Origin of the sequence: Pseudomonas sp. Pse35 (genome assembly GCF_024519715.1) — a bacterium.
Taxonomy (GTDB): domain Bacteria; phylum Pseudomonadota; class Gammaproteobacteria; order Pseudomonadales; family Pseudomonadaceae; genus Aquipseudomonas; species Aquipseudomonas paracarnis.
In genome coordinates this window covers 57412-73151 of record NZ_JALJRP010000009.1, presented here as the reverse complement: position 1 = coordinate 73151, position 15740 = coordinate 57412, and the positions used below count along the sequence as shown (strand labels likewise).

Annotated in this window: 16 protein-coding genes; all 16 read right to left on the bottom strand. The window is 60.8% G+C overall.

All coding sequences use genetic code 11. The annotated features are described in order from the left end of the window. Positions 1–9: 9 nt before the first annotated feature. On the bottom strand, positions 10–2211 hold the full coding sequence (locus tag OC445_RS10650; protein WP_262020150.1) for a chemotaxis protein CheA: 2202 nt from the start codon (positions 2209–2211) through the stop codon (positions 10–12). An 11-nt stretch (positions 2212–2222) separates the two neighbouring features. Then, a complete protein-coding gene (locus OC445_RS10645; protein ID WP_003192906.1) occupies positions 2223–3011 on the bottom strand; it encodes a protein phosphatase CheZ in 789 nt (262 codons plus the stop codon). Positions 3012–3029: 18 nt separating this feature from the next. Then, complete coding sequence (locus OC445_RS10640) at positions 3030–3404, bottom strand: chemotaxis response regulator CheY (protein WP_003192908.1); 375 nt, start codon at positions 3402–3404, stop codon at positions 3030–3032. Between the two features lie 167 nt (positions 3405–3571). After that, the gene (gene fliA / locus OC445_RS10635) at positions 3572–4312 is read right to left on the bottom strand and encodes an RNA polymerase sigma factor FliA (protein ID WP_003192909.1); all 741 of its coding nucleotides are present in this window, start codon (positions 4310–4312) and stop codon (positions 3572–3574) included. Continuing rightward, complete coding sequence (gene fleN, locus OC445_RS10630; RefSeq protein ID WP_003192912.1) at positions 4309–5142, bottom strand: flagellar synthesis regulator FleN; 834 nt, start codon at positions 5140–5142, stop codon at positions 4309–4311. The genes fliA and fleN overlap by 4 nt, the downstream gene beginning before the upstream one ends. Positions 5143–5247: 105 nt before the next feature. Further along, positions 5248–6564, bottom strand: coding sequence for a flagellar biosynthesis protein FlhF (gene flhF / locus OC445_RS10625; RefSeq protein ID WP_003192914.1), 1317 nt, complete (start codon positions 6562–6564; stop codon positions 5248–5250). An 11-nt stretch (positions 6565–6575) separates the two neighbouring features. After that, positions 6576–8690 (bottom strand): flagellar biosynthesis protein FlhA, encoded by a 2115-nt coding sequence (gene flhA / locus OC445_RS10620; RefSeq protein WP_034126796.1) that lies wholly within the window; start codon positions 8688–8690, stop codon positions 6576–6578. Between the two features lie 643 nt (positions 8691–9333). Continuing rightward, a complete protein-coding gene (locus tag OC445_RS10615) occupies positions 9334–9537 on the bottom strand; it encodes a cold-shock protein (protein WP_054899100.1) in 204 nt (67 codons plus the stop codon). Between the two features lie 782 nt (positions 9538–10319). Then, on the bottom strand, positions 10320–11456 hold the full coding sequence (gene flhB / locus OC445_RS10605; RefSeq protein WP_054920172.1) for a flagellar biosynthesis protein FlhB: 1137 nt from the start codon (positions 11454–11456) through the stop codon (positions 10320–10322). Between the two features lie 3 nt (positions 11457–11459). Further along, a complete protein-coding gene (fliR, locus tag OC445_RS10600; RefSeq protein ID WP_034126792.1) occupies positions 11460–12245 on the bottom strand; it encodes a flagellar biosynthetic protein FliR in 786 nt (261 codons plus the stop codon). A 4-nt stretch (positions 12246–12249) separates the two neighbouring features. After that, a complete protein-coding gene (fliQ, locus tag OC445_RS10595) occupies positions 12250–12519 on the bottom strand; it encodes a flagellar biosynthesis protein FliQ (protein WP_003192936.1) in 270 nt (89 codons plus the stop codon). A gap of 4 nt (positions 12520–12523) precedes the next feature. Continuing rightward, complete coding sequence (fliP, locus tag OC445_RS10590) at positions 12524–13267, bottom strand: flagellar type III secretion system pore protein FliP (RefSeq protein ID WP_003192937.1); 744 nt, start codon at positions 13265–13267, stop codon at positions 12524–12526. Next, entirely contained in the window at positions 13267–13701 is a 435-nt protein-coding gene (gene fliO, locus OC445_RS10585) for a flagellar biosynthetic protein FliO (RefSeq protein ID WP_034126791.1), read from the bottom strand. Before fliO ends, fliP begins: the two co-directional genes overlap by 1 nt. A gap of 1 nt (position 13702) precedes the next feature. Then, the gene (gene fliN / locus OC445_RS10580; protein ID WP_003192941.1) at positions 13703–14170 is read right to left on the bottom strand and encodes a flagellar motor switch protein FliN; all 468 of its coding nucleotides are present in this window, start codon (positions 14168–14170) and stop codon (positions 13703–13705) included. A 43-nt stretch (positions 14171–14213) separates the two neighbouring features. Further along, a complete protein-coding gene (gene fliM, locus OC445_RS10575; RefSeq protein ID WP_014719344.1) occupies positions 14214–15182 on the bottom strand; it encodes a flagellar motor switch protein FliM in 969 nt (322 codons plus the stop codon). A 9-nt stretch (positions 15183–15191) separates the two neighbouring features. Then, the gene (gene fliL, locus OC445_RS10570) at positions 15192–15692 is read right to left on the bottom strand and encodes a flagellar basal body-associated protein FliL (protein WP_019818373.1); all 501 of its coding nucleotides are present in this window, start codon (positions 15690–15692) and stop codon (positions 15192–15194) included. Between the last annotated feature and the right edge of the window lie 48 nt (positions 15693–15740).

Sequence of the window (15740 nt, the reverse complement as noted above, 5' to 3'; positions counted from 1 at the left end):
CCACCAAAATCAAATACGCCGTGCGGCGTAACGCTTGAGCATGCTCGGAACATCGAGAATCAGTGCGATGCGACCGTCACCGGTAATGGTTGCGCCCGACATGCCTGGGGTTCCCTGCAGCATCTTGCCCAAAGGCTTGATCACCACTTCTTCCTGGCCCACCAGTTGGTCGACCACAAAGCCGATGCGCTGGGTGCCCACGGACAGAATCACCACATGGCCTTCGCGCTGTTCTTCATGGGCGGCCGAGGCCACCAGCCAGCGCTTGAGGTAGAACAGCGGCAACGCTTTGTCGCGCACGATCACCACTTCCTGGCCGTCCACCACGTTGGTGCGCGACAGGTCGAGGTGGAAGATCTCGTTGACGTTGACCAGCGGGAAGGCGAACGCCTGGTTGCCCAGCATCACCATCAGGGTCGGCATGATCGCCAGGGTCAACGGCACCTTGATGACGATCTTGGAGCCCTGGCCCTTGGTCGAGTAGATATTGATCGAGCCGTTGAGCTGGCTGATCTTGGTCTTCACCACGTCCATGCCCACGCCACGCCCGGACACGTCGGAGATCTCGGTCTTGGTCGAAAACCCCGGGGCAAAGATCAGGTTGTAGCACTCGGTATCGGTGAGGCGGTCGGCGGCGTCCTTGTCCATCACGCCGCGCTTGACCGCGATATTGCGCAAGATGGTCGGGTCCATGCCTTTGCCGTCATCGGTGATCAACAGCAGGATGTGGTCGCCCTCTTGCTCCGCCGCCAAAATCACTTTGCCGTTGCGGGACTTGCCCGCAGCTTCGCGTTCTTCCGGAGTTTCTACGCCGTGGTCGACCGCGTTGCGCACCAAGTGGACCAGCGGGTCGGCCAGGGCCTCGACGAGGTTTTTGTCGAGGTCGGTTTCTTCGCCCACCAGCTCCAGGTTGATTTCTTTCTTGAGCTGGCGCGCCAGGTCGCGAACCAGGCGCGGGAAACGGCCGAAGACTTTCTTGATCGGCTGCATCCGCGTTTTCATCACCGCGGTTTGCAGGTCGGCGGTGACCACGTCGAGGTTCGACACGGCCTTCTGCATGGCTTCGTCGCCACTGTTCAGGCCCAGGCGCACCAGGCGGTTACGCACCAGCACCAGTTCGCCCACCATGTTCATGATGTCGTCCAGGCGCGCGGTATCCACGCGCACGGTGGTTTCGGCTTCGCTGGCAGGTTTTTCCGCTGCCGCTGGGGCCGCTGCACGCGCAGGGGCCGGGGCGGCGGCAGGTGCTGGCTTGGCAGCCGGCGCAGGTTTGGCAGCAACCGGTGCCGCAGTGGCTGGTGCTGCAACCTGCGCGGCCGCGGCCGGGGCCACTTCGCTGAACTTGCCTTTGCCGTGCAACTCGTCGAGCAGGGCTTCGAATTCGTGATCGGAGATCAGCCCATCATCGGCAGGTGCTGCGCTGGCCGCTGGCGCAGCGGCGGCAGTGGCCGCCACCTCAGGCAGGGCTTCAGCCACAAAGGTGCCTTTGCCATGCAGTTGGTCGAGAAGTGCCTCGAACTCGTCGTCGGTGATGTCGGTGCTGGCGTTGGCAGCGGGTGCTTCTGGCGCAGCGGCAGGCGGGGCCACGGCATCTGCTGCGAACTGGCCTTTGCCGTGCAACTGGTCGAGCAACGACTCGAATTCGGCGTCGGTAATGTCTTCACTGCTCGGCGTCGCGGCAGGCTGCACCGGCGCTTCAGCCTCGGCCTTGACCGCGCTGAGGGAGTTGAGCAGTTGTTCGAACTCGCTGTCGGTCACGTCCGGCTCGGCTTGCGCCACCGGCTCCGGTGCGGCCTCGACCACCGGCGCAGCCGCGGTGTCGGCAGGTTCGGCCAGGCGCGCCAGGGCGGCCAGCAGTTCCGGCGTGGCGGCAGTGATCGGCGCACGTTCACGCACCTGGCTGAACATGCCGTTGACCGCATCCAGTGCTTCGAGAATCACGTCCATCAATTCCGAGTCGACGTGACGCTCACCCTTGCGCAGGATGTCGAAGACGTTCTCGGCGATGTGGCAGCACTCCACCAGCTCATGGAGCTGGAGGAAGCCGGCGCCCCCTTTTACAGTGTGAAAACCGCGAAAAATTGCATTGAGCAGGTTCGCATCATCCGGTCGGCTTTCCAGCTCGACCAGTTGTTCGGACAGTTGCTCTAGAATTTCGCCGGCCTCTACAAGGAAATCCTGAAGGATTTCTTCATCGGCGCCGAAGCTCATGTGGGTGCTCCTTAGAAGCCTAAACTGGATAACAGGTCATCTACGTCATCCTGACCTGACACAACGTCTTCACGTTTATCGGCATGAATCTGCGGACCTTCACCCTTGGCGAGATGTTTTTGTGGATCTTTTTCCGAGAGGATCGCTTCGCGGTCATGTTCGATGCCGGCAAAACGATCGACCTGGCCGGCCATCAGCACCAATTTGAGCAAGTTGCTTTCCACTTCGGTGACCAACTGGGTCACGCGCTTGATCACCTGACCGGTGAGGTCCTGGTAATCCTGGGCCAGCAGGATGTCGTTGAGGTTGCTGGCCACCGTGCGGTTTTCCTGTTCGCTGCGCGACAGGAACCCGTCGACGCGACGCGCCAATTCACGAAACTCTTCAGCGCCCACTTCGCGGCGCATGAAGCGGCCCCAGTCCTGGCTCAAGGCCTGGGCTTCGGTGGCCATGCCGTTGACCAGGGGCGTGGCGTTTTCCACCAGGTCCATGGTGCGGTTGGCCGCTGCCTCAGTCAGCCTGACCACATAGGACAGACGTTCAGTGGCATCAGTGATCTGGGAAATTTCTTCGGCCTGGGGCATGCGCGGGTCAATCTGGAAATTGACGATTGCGCTGTGCAGCTCGCGTGTGAGCTTGCCCACTTCCTGGTACAGGCCGCGGTCACGGGTCTGGTTAAGCTCATGGATCAACTGCACCGCATCGGCGAACTGGCCTTTTTCCAGGCTGTCGACCAACTGGTGAGCATGTTTTTTCAGGGTCGACTCAAAGTCGCCCTGTGACGTTTCGTTATGCTCCATAGCTCCCCCGCGATGGCATTAGCCGTGGATGCGTTCGAAGATTTTCTCGATCTTCTCTTTCAAGGCCAGTGCCGTGAATGGCTTGACCACGTAACCGTTGACCCCGGCTTGGGCGGCTTCGATGATCTGTTCGCGCTTGGCTTCGGCGGTCACCATCAGCACAGGCAGGCTGCGCAGTTTTTCATCGGCGCGCACATGGCGCAGCAGGTCGATACCGGTCATGCCCGGCATGTTCCAGTCGGTCACCAGAAAGTCGATGCTCCCGCTGTTGAGGATCGGAATGGCCGTCAGGCCGTCATCCGCCTCGACCGTGTTGGTGAACCCAAGGTCACGCAACAGGTTTTTAATGATCCGCCGCATCGTTGAGAAGTCATCAACGATGAGGATTTTCATGTTCTTGTCCAATTCGACCTCCAAGCAGTCTTAAACGCGCCCAGCACCTGGACGCGCCATTTCAATCAACAGGCGTTACACAAAAAGGACTGCCCAGGGCACCACGGCACACACCCGCGAAACCTTGCGATCTCACGGCAGCGTCTGCAGTGCCCCCACACTGCCTGTCAGCGCGCGCGCCACTCGGCCAATCGGCCCCGCAAGCGGGCTGCGCACTGGCTATGCAACTGGCTGACACGCGATTCGCTGACCCCCAGGACCTCACCGATTTCCTTGAGGTTCAGCTCTTCGTCGTAGTACAGCGCCAGCACCAGCCGCTCACGCTCTGGCAAATTGGCGATTGCATCGGCCAACGCGCCCTGGAAACGTTCATCTTCCAGGTCGCGCGACGGCTCCGTATGCGCGCTCGCGCCGTCCTCGTGCAGCCCTTCGTGCTCGCCGTCCTGTAAAAGGTCGTCGAAACTGAACAGGCGGCTGCCCAAGGTATCGTTCAAAATCCCGTAGTAATCGTCGAGACTCAATTGGAGTTCGGCCGCAACTTCATGATCTTTAGCGTCACGGCCGGTTTTTGCTTCAATTGCCCGAATTGCATCGCTGACCATGCGCGTATTGCGGTGTACCGAACGCGGCGCCCAATCGCCTTTACGCACTTCATCGAGCATCGCGCCACGGATACGGATACCCGCATACGTTTCGAAACTGGCACCCTTGCTGGCGTCGTATTTGGTCGAGACTTCAAGCAGGCCGATCATGCCGGCCTGGATCAAGTCTTCGACCTGCACACTCGCAGGCAGGCGCGCCAACAGGTGATAGGCAATGCGCTTGACCAACGGCGCATAGCGCTCGATCAATTCGCCCTGGCTGTCACGTGCCGACTTTTTGTAAAGGTTGTAGCCGCTGGATGTCATAGCACCGGTCCTGCGCTCGTCTGATGCACCAAACGCTCGACGAAAAACTCCAGATGCCCCCGCGGGTTGGCGGGCAACGGCCAGGTATCGACCTTCTGGGCAATGGCCTTGAACGCCAGTGCGCATTTCGAACGAGGGAACGCTTCGTAGACCGCACGCTGCTTTTGCACGGCCTTGCGCACACACTCGTCATAGGGAACTGCGCCGACGTATTGTAAGGCCACATCGAGGAAGCGATCCGTGACCTTGGTCAACTTGGCGAACAGGTTGCGCCCTTCCTGCGGGCTCTGGGCCATGTTGGCCAACACGCGAAAGCGGTTCATGCCGTAGTCACGGTTAAGCAGTTTGATCAGCGCGTAGGCATCGGTGATCGAGGTGGGCTCGTCGCACACCACCAACAGCACTTCCTGCGCTGCGCGTACAAAGCTGACCACCGACTCGCCGATCCCGGCGGCGGTGTCGATCACCAGCACGTCGAGGTTGTCGCCGATGTCGCTGAACGCCTGGATCAGCCCGGCATGCTGCGCGGGGCTCAGGTGCACCATGCTCTGGGTGCCCGAGGCCGCCGGCACGATGCGAATGCCTCCGGGGCCCTGGAGCAGCACGTCGCGCAGCTCACAACGGCCTTCGATCACATCGGCCAGGGTATGTTTGGGTGTCAGCCCCAGCAGAACGTCCACGTTCGCCAAGCCCAGGTCAGCATCCAGCAGCATGACGCGACGGCCAAGCTCTGCCAGGGCCAGGGACAAATTCACTGACACGTTAGTTTTCCCGACGCCACCTTTGCCGCCGGTCACCGCGATCACCTGTACGGGATGCATGCTGCCCATTTTATTTCTTTACCTTGTCTTGCTTAGACGCAGGCTACATGGCTTGGCCGCGTGAATCGCTTGCAGACCATCGATGTAGGTACATTTCACGGTGTTCATCCTGCCTCAACCCACCCGTTTAGCCGGGTGGTGGTAAAGGTCGGCGAACATATCGGCCATCGCTTCCTCGCTAGGCTCGTCTTGCATTTGCACACTCACGGCACGGCTGACCAACTGATGACGGCGCGGCAGATGCAGATCATCCGGGATCCGCGGCCCGTCGGTGAGGTAGGCAACCGGTAATTCATGGCTGATGGCCAGGCTCAACACCTCGCCCAGGCTCGCGGTTTCATCGAGCTTGGTGAGGATGCAACCGGCCAGGCCGCAACGCTTGTAACTGTGATAAGCAGCGGTAAGAACCTGTTTCTGGCTGGTGGTTGCAAGCACCAGGTAATTTTTTGACTTGATGCCTCGCCCGGCCAGGCTTTCGAGCTGCATGCGCAGCGCCGGATCACTGGCTTGCAGGCCGGCGGTATCGATCAGCACCACGCGCTTGCGCAGCAACGGGTCGAGGGCATTGGCCAGGGACTGGCCCGGGTCGACATGGGTCACCGGCACGTTGAGGATGCGGCCCAGGGTCTTGAGCTGCTCCTGAGCGCCGATACGGTAACTGTCCATGCTCACCAGGGCGATATTCTGCGCGCCATATTTAAGCACGTAACGGGCCGCAAGCTTTGCCAGGGTCGTGGTCTTGCCCATGCCGGCGGGGCCGACCATGGCGATTACACCGCCCTCTTCCAGGGGTTCGATTTCCGGCGTGGCAATCATGCGCGCCAAGTGCGCCAGCAGCATGCGCCAGGCCTGGCGCGGCTCCTCGACTTCAGCGGTCAAGGCCAGCAGGTCGCGGGACAACGGGCCGGACAGGCCGATGCGTTGCAGGCGACGCCAGAGGTTGGCTTGCTGCGGCTTGCTGCCTTGCAGTTGGGTCCAGGCCAGCGAGCCGAGCTGCACTTCGAGCAATTCACGCAGGCCGTTGAGTTCAAAACGCATCGAGTCAATCACGCGCTGGTCAACTGCGGCAGCCGGGGCAGGCGCTGCAGGACGCGGCGGTTCGACAAAGGTGGGTTCAACCAGCGGCTCGGCGGCGGTCAGCGGCAGGCCGGCAAACAGCTGGCGATTGGTGCTGGCATCGCTGTCGCCACGCATGCTCAGTTCAGCCTGGGCCGACACAATGCGCGAGGCGGTCTTGCGCAGCTCGTCTTCGAGCTCCATGTTTGGCACGCGCGGGGCCAGCGCCTGGGGCGTGTAATCCAGGGCAGCCGTCAGCTCGACACCGCCGGCAATCCGACGGTTACCGATAATCGCGGCATCGGCGCCCAGCTCATCACGGACCAGTTTCATGGCCTGACGCATATCGGCGGCGAAAAAACGCTTAACTTGCATAACCCACTACCTCAGCCATTGGGCCCAACTGTCGCGACAATAGTCACTTGCTTATTGTCAGGAATTTCCTGGTAAGCCAACACGTGCAAATTCGGTACGGCCAGGCGTCCGAACCGCGACAACATCGCGCGAACCGGGCCGGCCACCAGCAGGATCACCGGGTTGCCCTGCATTTCCTGGCGCTGTGCGGCGTCGATCAACGAACGCTGCAGCTTTTCAGCCATGCTTGGCTCCAGTAAAACGCCCTCTTCCTGGCCTTGCCCTGCCTTCTGAATACTATTGAGCAATATTTGTTCCAACCTGGGCTCCAGGGTGATCACAGGCAGCTCCGACTCAGTCCCTACAATGCTTTGCACGATTGCGCGGGACACGCCGACACGCACCGCCGCCACCAGAGCGGCAGTATCTTGACTCTTGGCGGCATTGTTGGCGATGGCCTCGGCAATGCTGCGAATGTCGCGCACGGGCACCTGTTCGGCCAACAGCGCTTGCAACACCTTGAGCAACTGCGACAGTGACAGCACGCCAGGCACCAGCTCTTCGGCCAGTTTTGGCGACGATTTGGCCAGCAAGCCCATCAATTGCTGGACTTCCTCGTGGCCGATCAACTCGTGGGAGTGCTTGTAGAGAATCTGGTTGAGGTGCGTGGCGACCACGGTGCTGGCATCCACCACGGTGTAACCGAGGGACTGCGCCTGGCTGCGCTGGCTGACTTCGATCCACACCGCTTCCAGGCCGAAAGCCGGATCTTTGGCGGTAATGCCGTTGAGGGTACCGAACACTTGGCCGGGGTTGATCGCCAGTTCGCGGTCCGGGTAGATCTCGGCTTCGGCCAGGATTACCCCCATCAGGGTCAGGCGATAAGCGCTGGGGGCCAGGTCGAGGTTGTCACGGATATGCACAGTGGGCATCAAGAAACCCAGGTCCTGGGACAGCTTCTTGCGCACACCCTTGATCCGCGCCAGCAGTTGCCCACCCTGGTTGCGGTCGACCAGCGGGATCAGGCGGTAACCGACTTCCAGGCCGATCATGTCGATGGGCGTGACGTCGTCCCAGCCCAACTCCTTGGTTTCCTGGGCGCGGGCCGGGGATGGCAGCAGCTCCTGTTGACGGGCGATTTCCTGCTGGGCCTGGACTTTGACCTGGTTCTGCTTTTTCCAGAACAGGTACGCCGCACCACCCGCCAGGGCCGCCATGCTCAGGAACGAGAAGTGCGGCATGCCCGGCACAATGCCCATGATCGCCATGATGCCCGCCGCCACGGCCAGGGCCTTGGGCGAAGCGAACATCTGCCGACTGATCTGCTTGCCCATGTCTTCGGAGCCCGAAGCACGGGTAACCATGATGGCCGCCGCTGTGGATAACAACAGTGATGGCAATTGCGCCACTAAACCGTCACCGATGGTCAGCAAGGCATACACCTTGCCGGCATCGCCGAATGTCATGCCGTGCTGAAACATACCGACGGCCACACCGCCGATCAGGTTGATGAACAGAATCAACAGGCCGGCGATGGCGTCGCCGCGCACAAACTTGCTGGCACCGTCCATGGAGCCGTAGAACTCGGCTTCCTGGGCGACTTCCGCCCGACGGGCCTTGGCTTGGCCCTGGTCGATCAGGCCGGCGTTGAGGTCGGCGTCGATGGCCATCTGCTTGCCGGGCATGGCGTCGAGGGTAAACCGCGCGCTCACCTCGGAAATCCGCCCGGCGCCCTTGGTCACCACGACGAAGTTGATGATCATCAGGATCGCGAACACCACGATACCGACCACGTAGTTACCGCCGATGACCACCTCACCGAAGGCCTGGATTACCTTGCCGGCGGCGGCGTGGCCGTCCTGGCCGTGGAGCATCACCACCCGCGTGGAAGCGACGTTCAATGCCAGACGCAGCAGGGTCGCCACCAGCAGAATCGTCGGGAACACCGCGAAATCCAGCGGCCGCAAGGCGTACACGCACACCAGCAACACAACGACGGACAGGGCAATGTTGAAGGTAAAGAACACGTCGAGCAGGAACGGCGGCATCGGCAACATCATCATTGCCAGCATCACCAGCAACAACAACGGCACACCCAGATTGCCCCGCGACAGGTCAGTCAGGGTGCCACGGGCCGTGTTGAGCATTTGAGAGCGATCTACCACCGGTATTCCTCGGGTCCTTGAAGCAAAGTTTTGACGCTGGAGGGCGACTTGGAGGCGGGGTTGCAAGAAGCCTTCCAACTTTGCTTTCGGGGCCGATTTTCGAGTGGTAACCGATTCAAGTGTGGGAGCTGGCTTGCCTGCGATTGCGGTGTGTCAGGCGCACGACTTGAGCACTCTGCAAGGGTGACGCAGAGCGTCACGCGATGCGTTCCTCACGCGGGATCGTGGGAACGATCAAGAGGCTTGATACCTGAGGCTAGAACAATAACGCGGTTCCCTCGATCATTCCCACGCTCTGCGTGGGAATGCCGCCTGGGACGCTCCGCGTCCCGAGCCAGGCGCACGACTTGAGCACTCTGCAAGGGTGACGCAGAGCGTCACGCGATGCGTTCCTCACGCGGGAGCGTGGGAACGATCAAGAGGCTTGATACCTGAGGCTAGAACAATAACGCGGTTCCCTCGATCACTCCCACGCTCTGCGTGGGAATGCCGCCTGGGACGCTCCGCGTCCCGAGCCAGGCGCACGACTTGAGCACTCTGCAAGGGTGACGCAGAGCGTCACGCGATGCGTTCCCACGCGGGAGCATGGGAACGATCAAGCCAGCTCCCACATGTGATTCAGTTTTTAAACTGGCCGCACATTCTCAGCCTGAGGGCCTTTAGGCCCTTGCGTGATGTCAAATTCTACTTTTTGGTTTTCCTCCAGGATTTTTTGCCCCTGCGACTGGATTGCCGAGTAATGGACGAAAACGTCATCCCCGCTATCCTCCAGGGCAATAAAACCAAACCCCTTCTCCGCGTTAAACCATTTCACAGTACCCGTTGCCATTGCCGCTCTCCTTACCCTTACTCAGAACCCAACCCACCCCGGTGATGCACCCTGACGGGCAACGCATAGATGCCCTTGGGCCGGTGGACCATTTGAAACCTCAGTGGCTTACCCACCGACAGCGCAGTGCAACGCCAATCCTTGCGATTGATAAATACCTCTTCTGCCCCGTCATCCAATTCGATCAGCCAATCGCCCCTGACCCAGTCATAGGATTTGACAGTTCCCGTAGCCACCTTCAATCCCGCTCTCCCTGCATCTCGTTTACTACATACGCGCAGTGTTTGGTTCAGTCATAGAACAACGGGAAACATCCTTTGGCTACTGTCAAAGTTGACAGGTAGACGTGAGCTGCCGATGGGTGGTAGCGGTGGAACAGCAGAAGATTCATGCATCCGAGGGTTTCTTGCGCTTGCGGGGTTTTCGCGGTTTGGGAGGGGTGGGTGGAACGTTACCGTGTTGAGCGCCTGTCGACTGAACGGCAACCTCGTTGCCATCGCGATCCCGGGCAATAAAGCCGATGCCTTTGACCGCATCAAACCACCTGACCGTACCCCTATCCATCACCGCCTCCCGAGTCGTGCAGAGCTGCACGCCTCATCGCTGTATCAAACAGTGAAGGCGGCGTAATGGCTACTGTCAAAGTTGACAGGTAAACAGCACACCACTGTAGGAGCGAGCTTGCTCGCGAAGGTGGGTAACGATAACGCGGGAAGTCAGGATGAACGCGGCGACGGTGAGTTTTTCGCGAGCAAGCTCGCTCCTACAGTGAGCAGCAGCGTTCAGGAATCGCGACGCAGGTCCGGCGGGATCGGCAAATCCTTGAGCGGATCAGGCCGCTTGCCCTTGCCGGCGCGGTATTGACGGATTTGGTAAACGTAGGCCAGTACCTGTGCAACGGCCAGGTACAAGCCGGCGGGGATTTCCTGGTCCAGATCGGTGGAGTAGAAAATCGAGCGCGCCAATGCTGGCGACTCCAATAACAGAATGTCGTTGGCCACCGCGATTTCGCGGATTTTCAACGCGGTAAAATCACTGCCCTTGGCCAGCAGCATCGGTGCGCCGCCCTTCTCCGGGTCGTACTTAAGCGCTACGGCGTAGTGAGTCGGGTTGGTGATGACCACATCGGCGTCGGGCACCGAGGCCATCATCTTGCGCTGGGACATTTCCCGCTGCAGTTGGCGGATGCGTTGCTTGACCTCGGGGCGGCCTTCCTGGTCCTTGTGCTCGTCGCGCACTTCCTGCTTGGTCATCAGCAGTTTCTTGTGGCTTTCCCACAACTGGATCGGCGCATCCACGGCGGCGATGAGGATCAGCCCGGCCGCCATCCACAGCGCACTCCAGCCCACCACTTGCACGCTGTGGATGATCGCTGATTCCAGCGGCTCATGGGCAATGCGCAGCAAATCGTCGATGTCGGACGACAACACCGCCAGCGCCACGAACAGAATCAGGAAAAACTTGGCCAGGGCCTTGAGCAATTCCACCAGGGCCTTGGCGGAAAACATGCGCTTGAGCCCCGCCCCCGGGTTCATGCGGCTGAACTTGGGCGCCATGCTGCCCGCGGCAAACAGCCAACCGCCGAGGGCCACCGGGCCGATCAGCGCGGCCAGCAACAAGGTGATCAGGATCGGCTGCACCGCCAGCAGCGCGATTTTGCCCGAGTGCAGCAGGTACTGGCCCATGGCATCGGGGTTGAGCAACACTTCGCGCGGCAAGCTGAAGTTGTGCTTCATCATCTCCAGCAGGTCCAGCGCCAGGCCACCGCCGTAGATCAGCAAGGCACCGGCGCCGGCGATCATGGTGGCGAAGGTGTTGAGCTCTTTGGAGCGCGCGATCTCGCCCTTTTCCCTGGAGTCCTTTTTACGTTTCTCCGTGGGGTCTTCTGTTTTGTCCTGACCACTCTCGCTCTCGGCCATGGCTCAGCGCGCCCGTGCCAGGTCACGTAAGAACTGCAAGGCATCGGTGGCCAGCGGTTGATACTGATTGAGAATGTCAGCCAGGCCGACCCAGAAAATCCCCATACCCAACACCAGGGTCAGCGGGAAACCAATCGAGAAGATATTCAGTTGCGGCGCCGCACGGGTCATCACGCCGAAGGCGATATTGACCACCAGCAGCGCAGTGATCGCCGGCAGCACCAGCAACAGCGAAGCCCCCAGTACCCAGCCGAGGCGCCCCACCAGCTCCCAGAAATGGTTGACCACCAACCCCGAGCCCACCGGCAAGGTGGTGAAGCTTTCGGTCAAGACTTCGAACGCCACCAGATGACCGTTCATGGCCAGAAACAGCAAGGTCACCAGCATGGTCAGGAACTGCCCTATCACCGCCGCCGACACGCCGTTGGTGGGGTCGACCATGGACGCGAAGCCCATGCCCATCTGGATCGAGATGATTTGCCCGGCGATCACAAACGCCTGGAAGAAAAGCATGAGGGAAAACCCCAGCATGGCACCGATCAGAATCTGTTCGGCAATCAGCAGCAAGGCGCTCAGGTCGAGGGCGTTCACCGGCGGCATCGGTGGTAGGCCAGGCACGATTACCACGGTGATCGCCACCGCGAAATACAAGCGCACGCGACGCGGAACCAGGGTGGTGCCGAACACCGGCATGGCCATCAGCATCGCCGTGACGCGAAACAGCGGCAGGATGAACGAGGCCACCCAGGTACTGATCTGGGTGTCGGTCAAGGCCAGCAACGATTGCATCGGCTCAGCCGATCAACTGCGGAATACTGCCGTACAACTGCAGGATGTATTCCATGAAGGTTTGCACCAGCCACGGGCCGGCAACGATCAATGTCACCAGCATCACCAGCAGTCGCGGCAGGAAGCTCAGGGTCTGTTCGTTGATCTGGGTGGCGGCCTGGAACATCGCCACCAGCAGGCCCACCAACAGGCTCGGCACCACCAGCACGGCGACCATCAGGGTGGTCAGCCACAGCGCTTCGCGGAACAGGTCGACGGCGACTTCTGGCGTCATAGCGCTATACCCCTCCGAAACTGCCGGCCAGGGTGCCAATAATCAGCGCCCAACCGTCCACCAGCACAAACAGCATGATCTTGAACGGCAACGAGATGATCAGCGGCGACAGCATCATCATACCCATGGCCATCAACACGCTCGCCACCACCAAGTCGATGATCAGGAACGGGATGAAGATCATGAAACCGATCTGGAACGCGGTCTTCAATTCGGAGGTGACGAACGCGGGTACCAGGATGGTCAGCGGCGCCTGGTCCGGGGTGGCGATGTCGGTGCGCTTGGACAGGCGCATGAACAGCTCAAGGTCGCTGGAGCGGGTTTGCGACAACATGAAGTCCTTGATCGGGCCCTGGGCCTTGTCGATGGCATCCTGGGCTGTGAGCTTTTCCGCCAGATAAGGTTGCAGGGCTTGCTGGTTCACCTTGTCGAACACCGGCGCCATGATGAACAGTGTCAAAAACAGTGCCATGCCGGTGAGGATCTGGTTCGACGGCGTCTGCTGCAGGCCCAGGGCCTGGCGCAGGATCGAGAAGACGATGATGATCCGCGTAAAGCTGGTCATCAGCATGACGAACGCTGGGATGAAACTCAGCGCCGTCATGATCAGCAGGATCTGCAGGCTGACCGAATATTCCTGGGCGCCCGCCGCGTTGGTGCCCAAGGTGATCGCCGGGATCGACAACGGGTCGGCGCCCAGGGCCATCGGCGCGGCCAGCAACAGCATGAGCGTCAACAAAACGCGCATTACTTCTTATCCTTCTGATCCTTGCCCAGCAACTCCATCAGGCGCTGGGCGAATTCTGGCGTGGCGGCTTCGGTCTTGACCGCGTCCACCGGGGTCTTGAGTACATGCAGCGGGGTGATGCGGCCGGGGGTGATGCCGAGCAGGATCTGCTCTTCGCCCACCTGCACCAGCACCAGCCGATCACGCGGGCCGAGGGCGCGCGAGCCCACCAGCTCTATCACTTGGCCGTTGCCCGGGCCGATGCGCTGCACGCGGCGCATCAACCAGGCCAGCAGGAAGATCAGGCCGATCACCAGCAACAGGCCCAGCACCAGTTGCGTCAACTGCCCGCCGACGCTGCCGACCGCTGGCGCCGCAGCCACCTGCGCCACCGGCTCAGCCGCCAAGGCGCTCAATGGCAGCGCCAGCAACAGTCCCGCCATCGAGTACTTCATCTCAGCGCAACTTCTTGATGCGTTCGCTCGGGCTGATCACGTCGGTCAGGCGGATGCCGAACTTCTCGTTGACCACCACCACCTCGCCATGGGCAATCAGGGTGCCGTTGACCAGCACGTCCAATGGCTCGCCGGCCAGGCGGTCCAGTTCGATCACCGAGCCCTGGTTGAGCTGCAAGAGGTTGCGGATGTTGATTTCGGTGCTGCCCACTTCCATGGAAATCGACACCGGGATGTCGAGGATCACATCCAGGTTCGGGCCATCGAGGCTCACCGGGTCGTTGTTCTTCGGCACGCTGCCGAATTCTTCCATGGCCAGGCGGTTGCCGGCCGGCGCGGTGGCGGCGTCGGCGGCCAGCAGCGCGTCGATGTCGTCCTGGCCAACATCGCCGGTTTCTTCCAGGGCCGCAGCCCACTCGTCAGCCAGGGCCTGGTCTTCGGCGGAAGTGTTTTCGTGTTCGGTAGCCATTACATGTCCTCGGCGCAGCAAACAATCATGAATTGGGGTTGAATCAGCGGCGGTTGATCGGCTCAACCACTTGCAGCGCCAGGTTGCCCTTGTGGGAACCGAGCTTGACCTTGAACGACGGCACGCCGTTGGCGCGCATGATCAGCTCTTCCGGCAAGTCGACGGGGATGATGTCCCCAGGCGCCATGTGCAAAATATCGCGCAGGCGCAACTGGCGGCGGGCCACGGTGGCGCTCAGCGGCACGTCGACGTCCAGCAGGTCTTCGCGCAGGGCCTTGACCCAGCGTTCGTCCTGGTCGTCGAGGTCGGACTGGAAGCCGGCGTCGAGCATTTCGCGCACCGGTTCGATCATCGAGTAAGGCATGGTCACGTGCAGGTCGCCGCCACCGCCATCGAGTTCGATGTGGAAGGTCGACACCACAATGGCCTCGCTGGGGCCGACGATGTTGGCCATGGCCGGGTTCACTTCCGAGTTGATGTACTCGAAATTGACCTCCATGATCGCCTGCCAGGCTTCCTTCAAGTCGATGAAGGCCTGCTCCAGCACCATGCGTACCACCCGCAGTTCGGTGGGGGTGAATTCACGCCCTTCGATCTTGGCGTGACGGCCGTCGCCACCGAAGAAGTTGTCCACCAGCTTGAACACCAGCTTGGCGTCGAGGATGAACAGCGCAGTGCCGCGCAACGGCTTGATCTTGACCAGGTTGAGGCTGGTGGGCACGTACAGCGAGTGCACGTATTCACCGAACTTCATCACCTGCACGCCGCCCACGGCCACGTCCGCCGAGCGGCGCAGCATGTTGAACATGCTGATGCGGGTGTAGCGGGCAAAGCGTTCGTTGATCATCTCCAGGGTCGGCATGCGTCCCCGCACGATGCGATCCTGGCTGGTCAGGTCATAACTTTTGACGCTGCCGGGTTCGGCAGCCATTTCGGTCTGTACCAGACCATCGTCCACGCCATGCAACAGCGCATCGATTTCATCCTGGGACAGCAGGTCTTGCACGGCCATGTCGTGATCCTACTGCAATACGAAGTTAGTGAAGAGCGCCTGCTCGACCACGACTTTGCCGAGTTCTTTCTGGGCCACTTCCTGCACGCTGGCAGTGACCTTCTGGCGCAACATTTCCTGGCCGACTGGCGTGGCCAGGCTGTCGAAGCTCTGCCCGGAGAACAGCATCACCAGGTTGTTGCGGATCACCGGCATATGCACCTTGAGGGCATCGAGGTCCGCCTGGTTGCGCGCCAGCAAGGTGATGCTCACCTGCAGGTAGCGTTGACGACCATTCTGGTTGTAGTTGGCGACAAAGGCCGGAAGCATCTGCTCGAAGATTGCCGGTTGCTTGACGTTCGTGGCAGTTTCGGCGGTGGGCGCCGGTTTACTCGCACTGCTGTGCATGATGTACCAGGTGCCGCCCACCGAGGCACCGATCGCCAGGAGCAGGCCCAGCACAATCAACAGGATCAGCTTGAGCTTGCCTTTGCCTGCGGGGGGAGTTGCTGCGTCGTCGCTCTTCGCCATGCCAATAATCCGTCACTATTCGGGGATTCGTAGATCTATGGCAAGGCA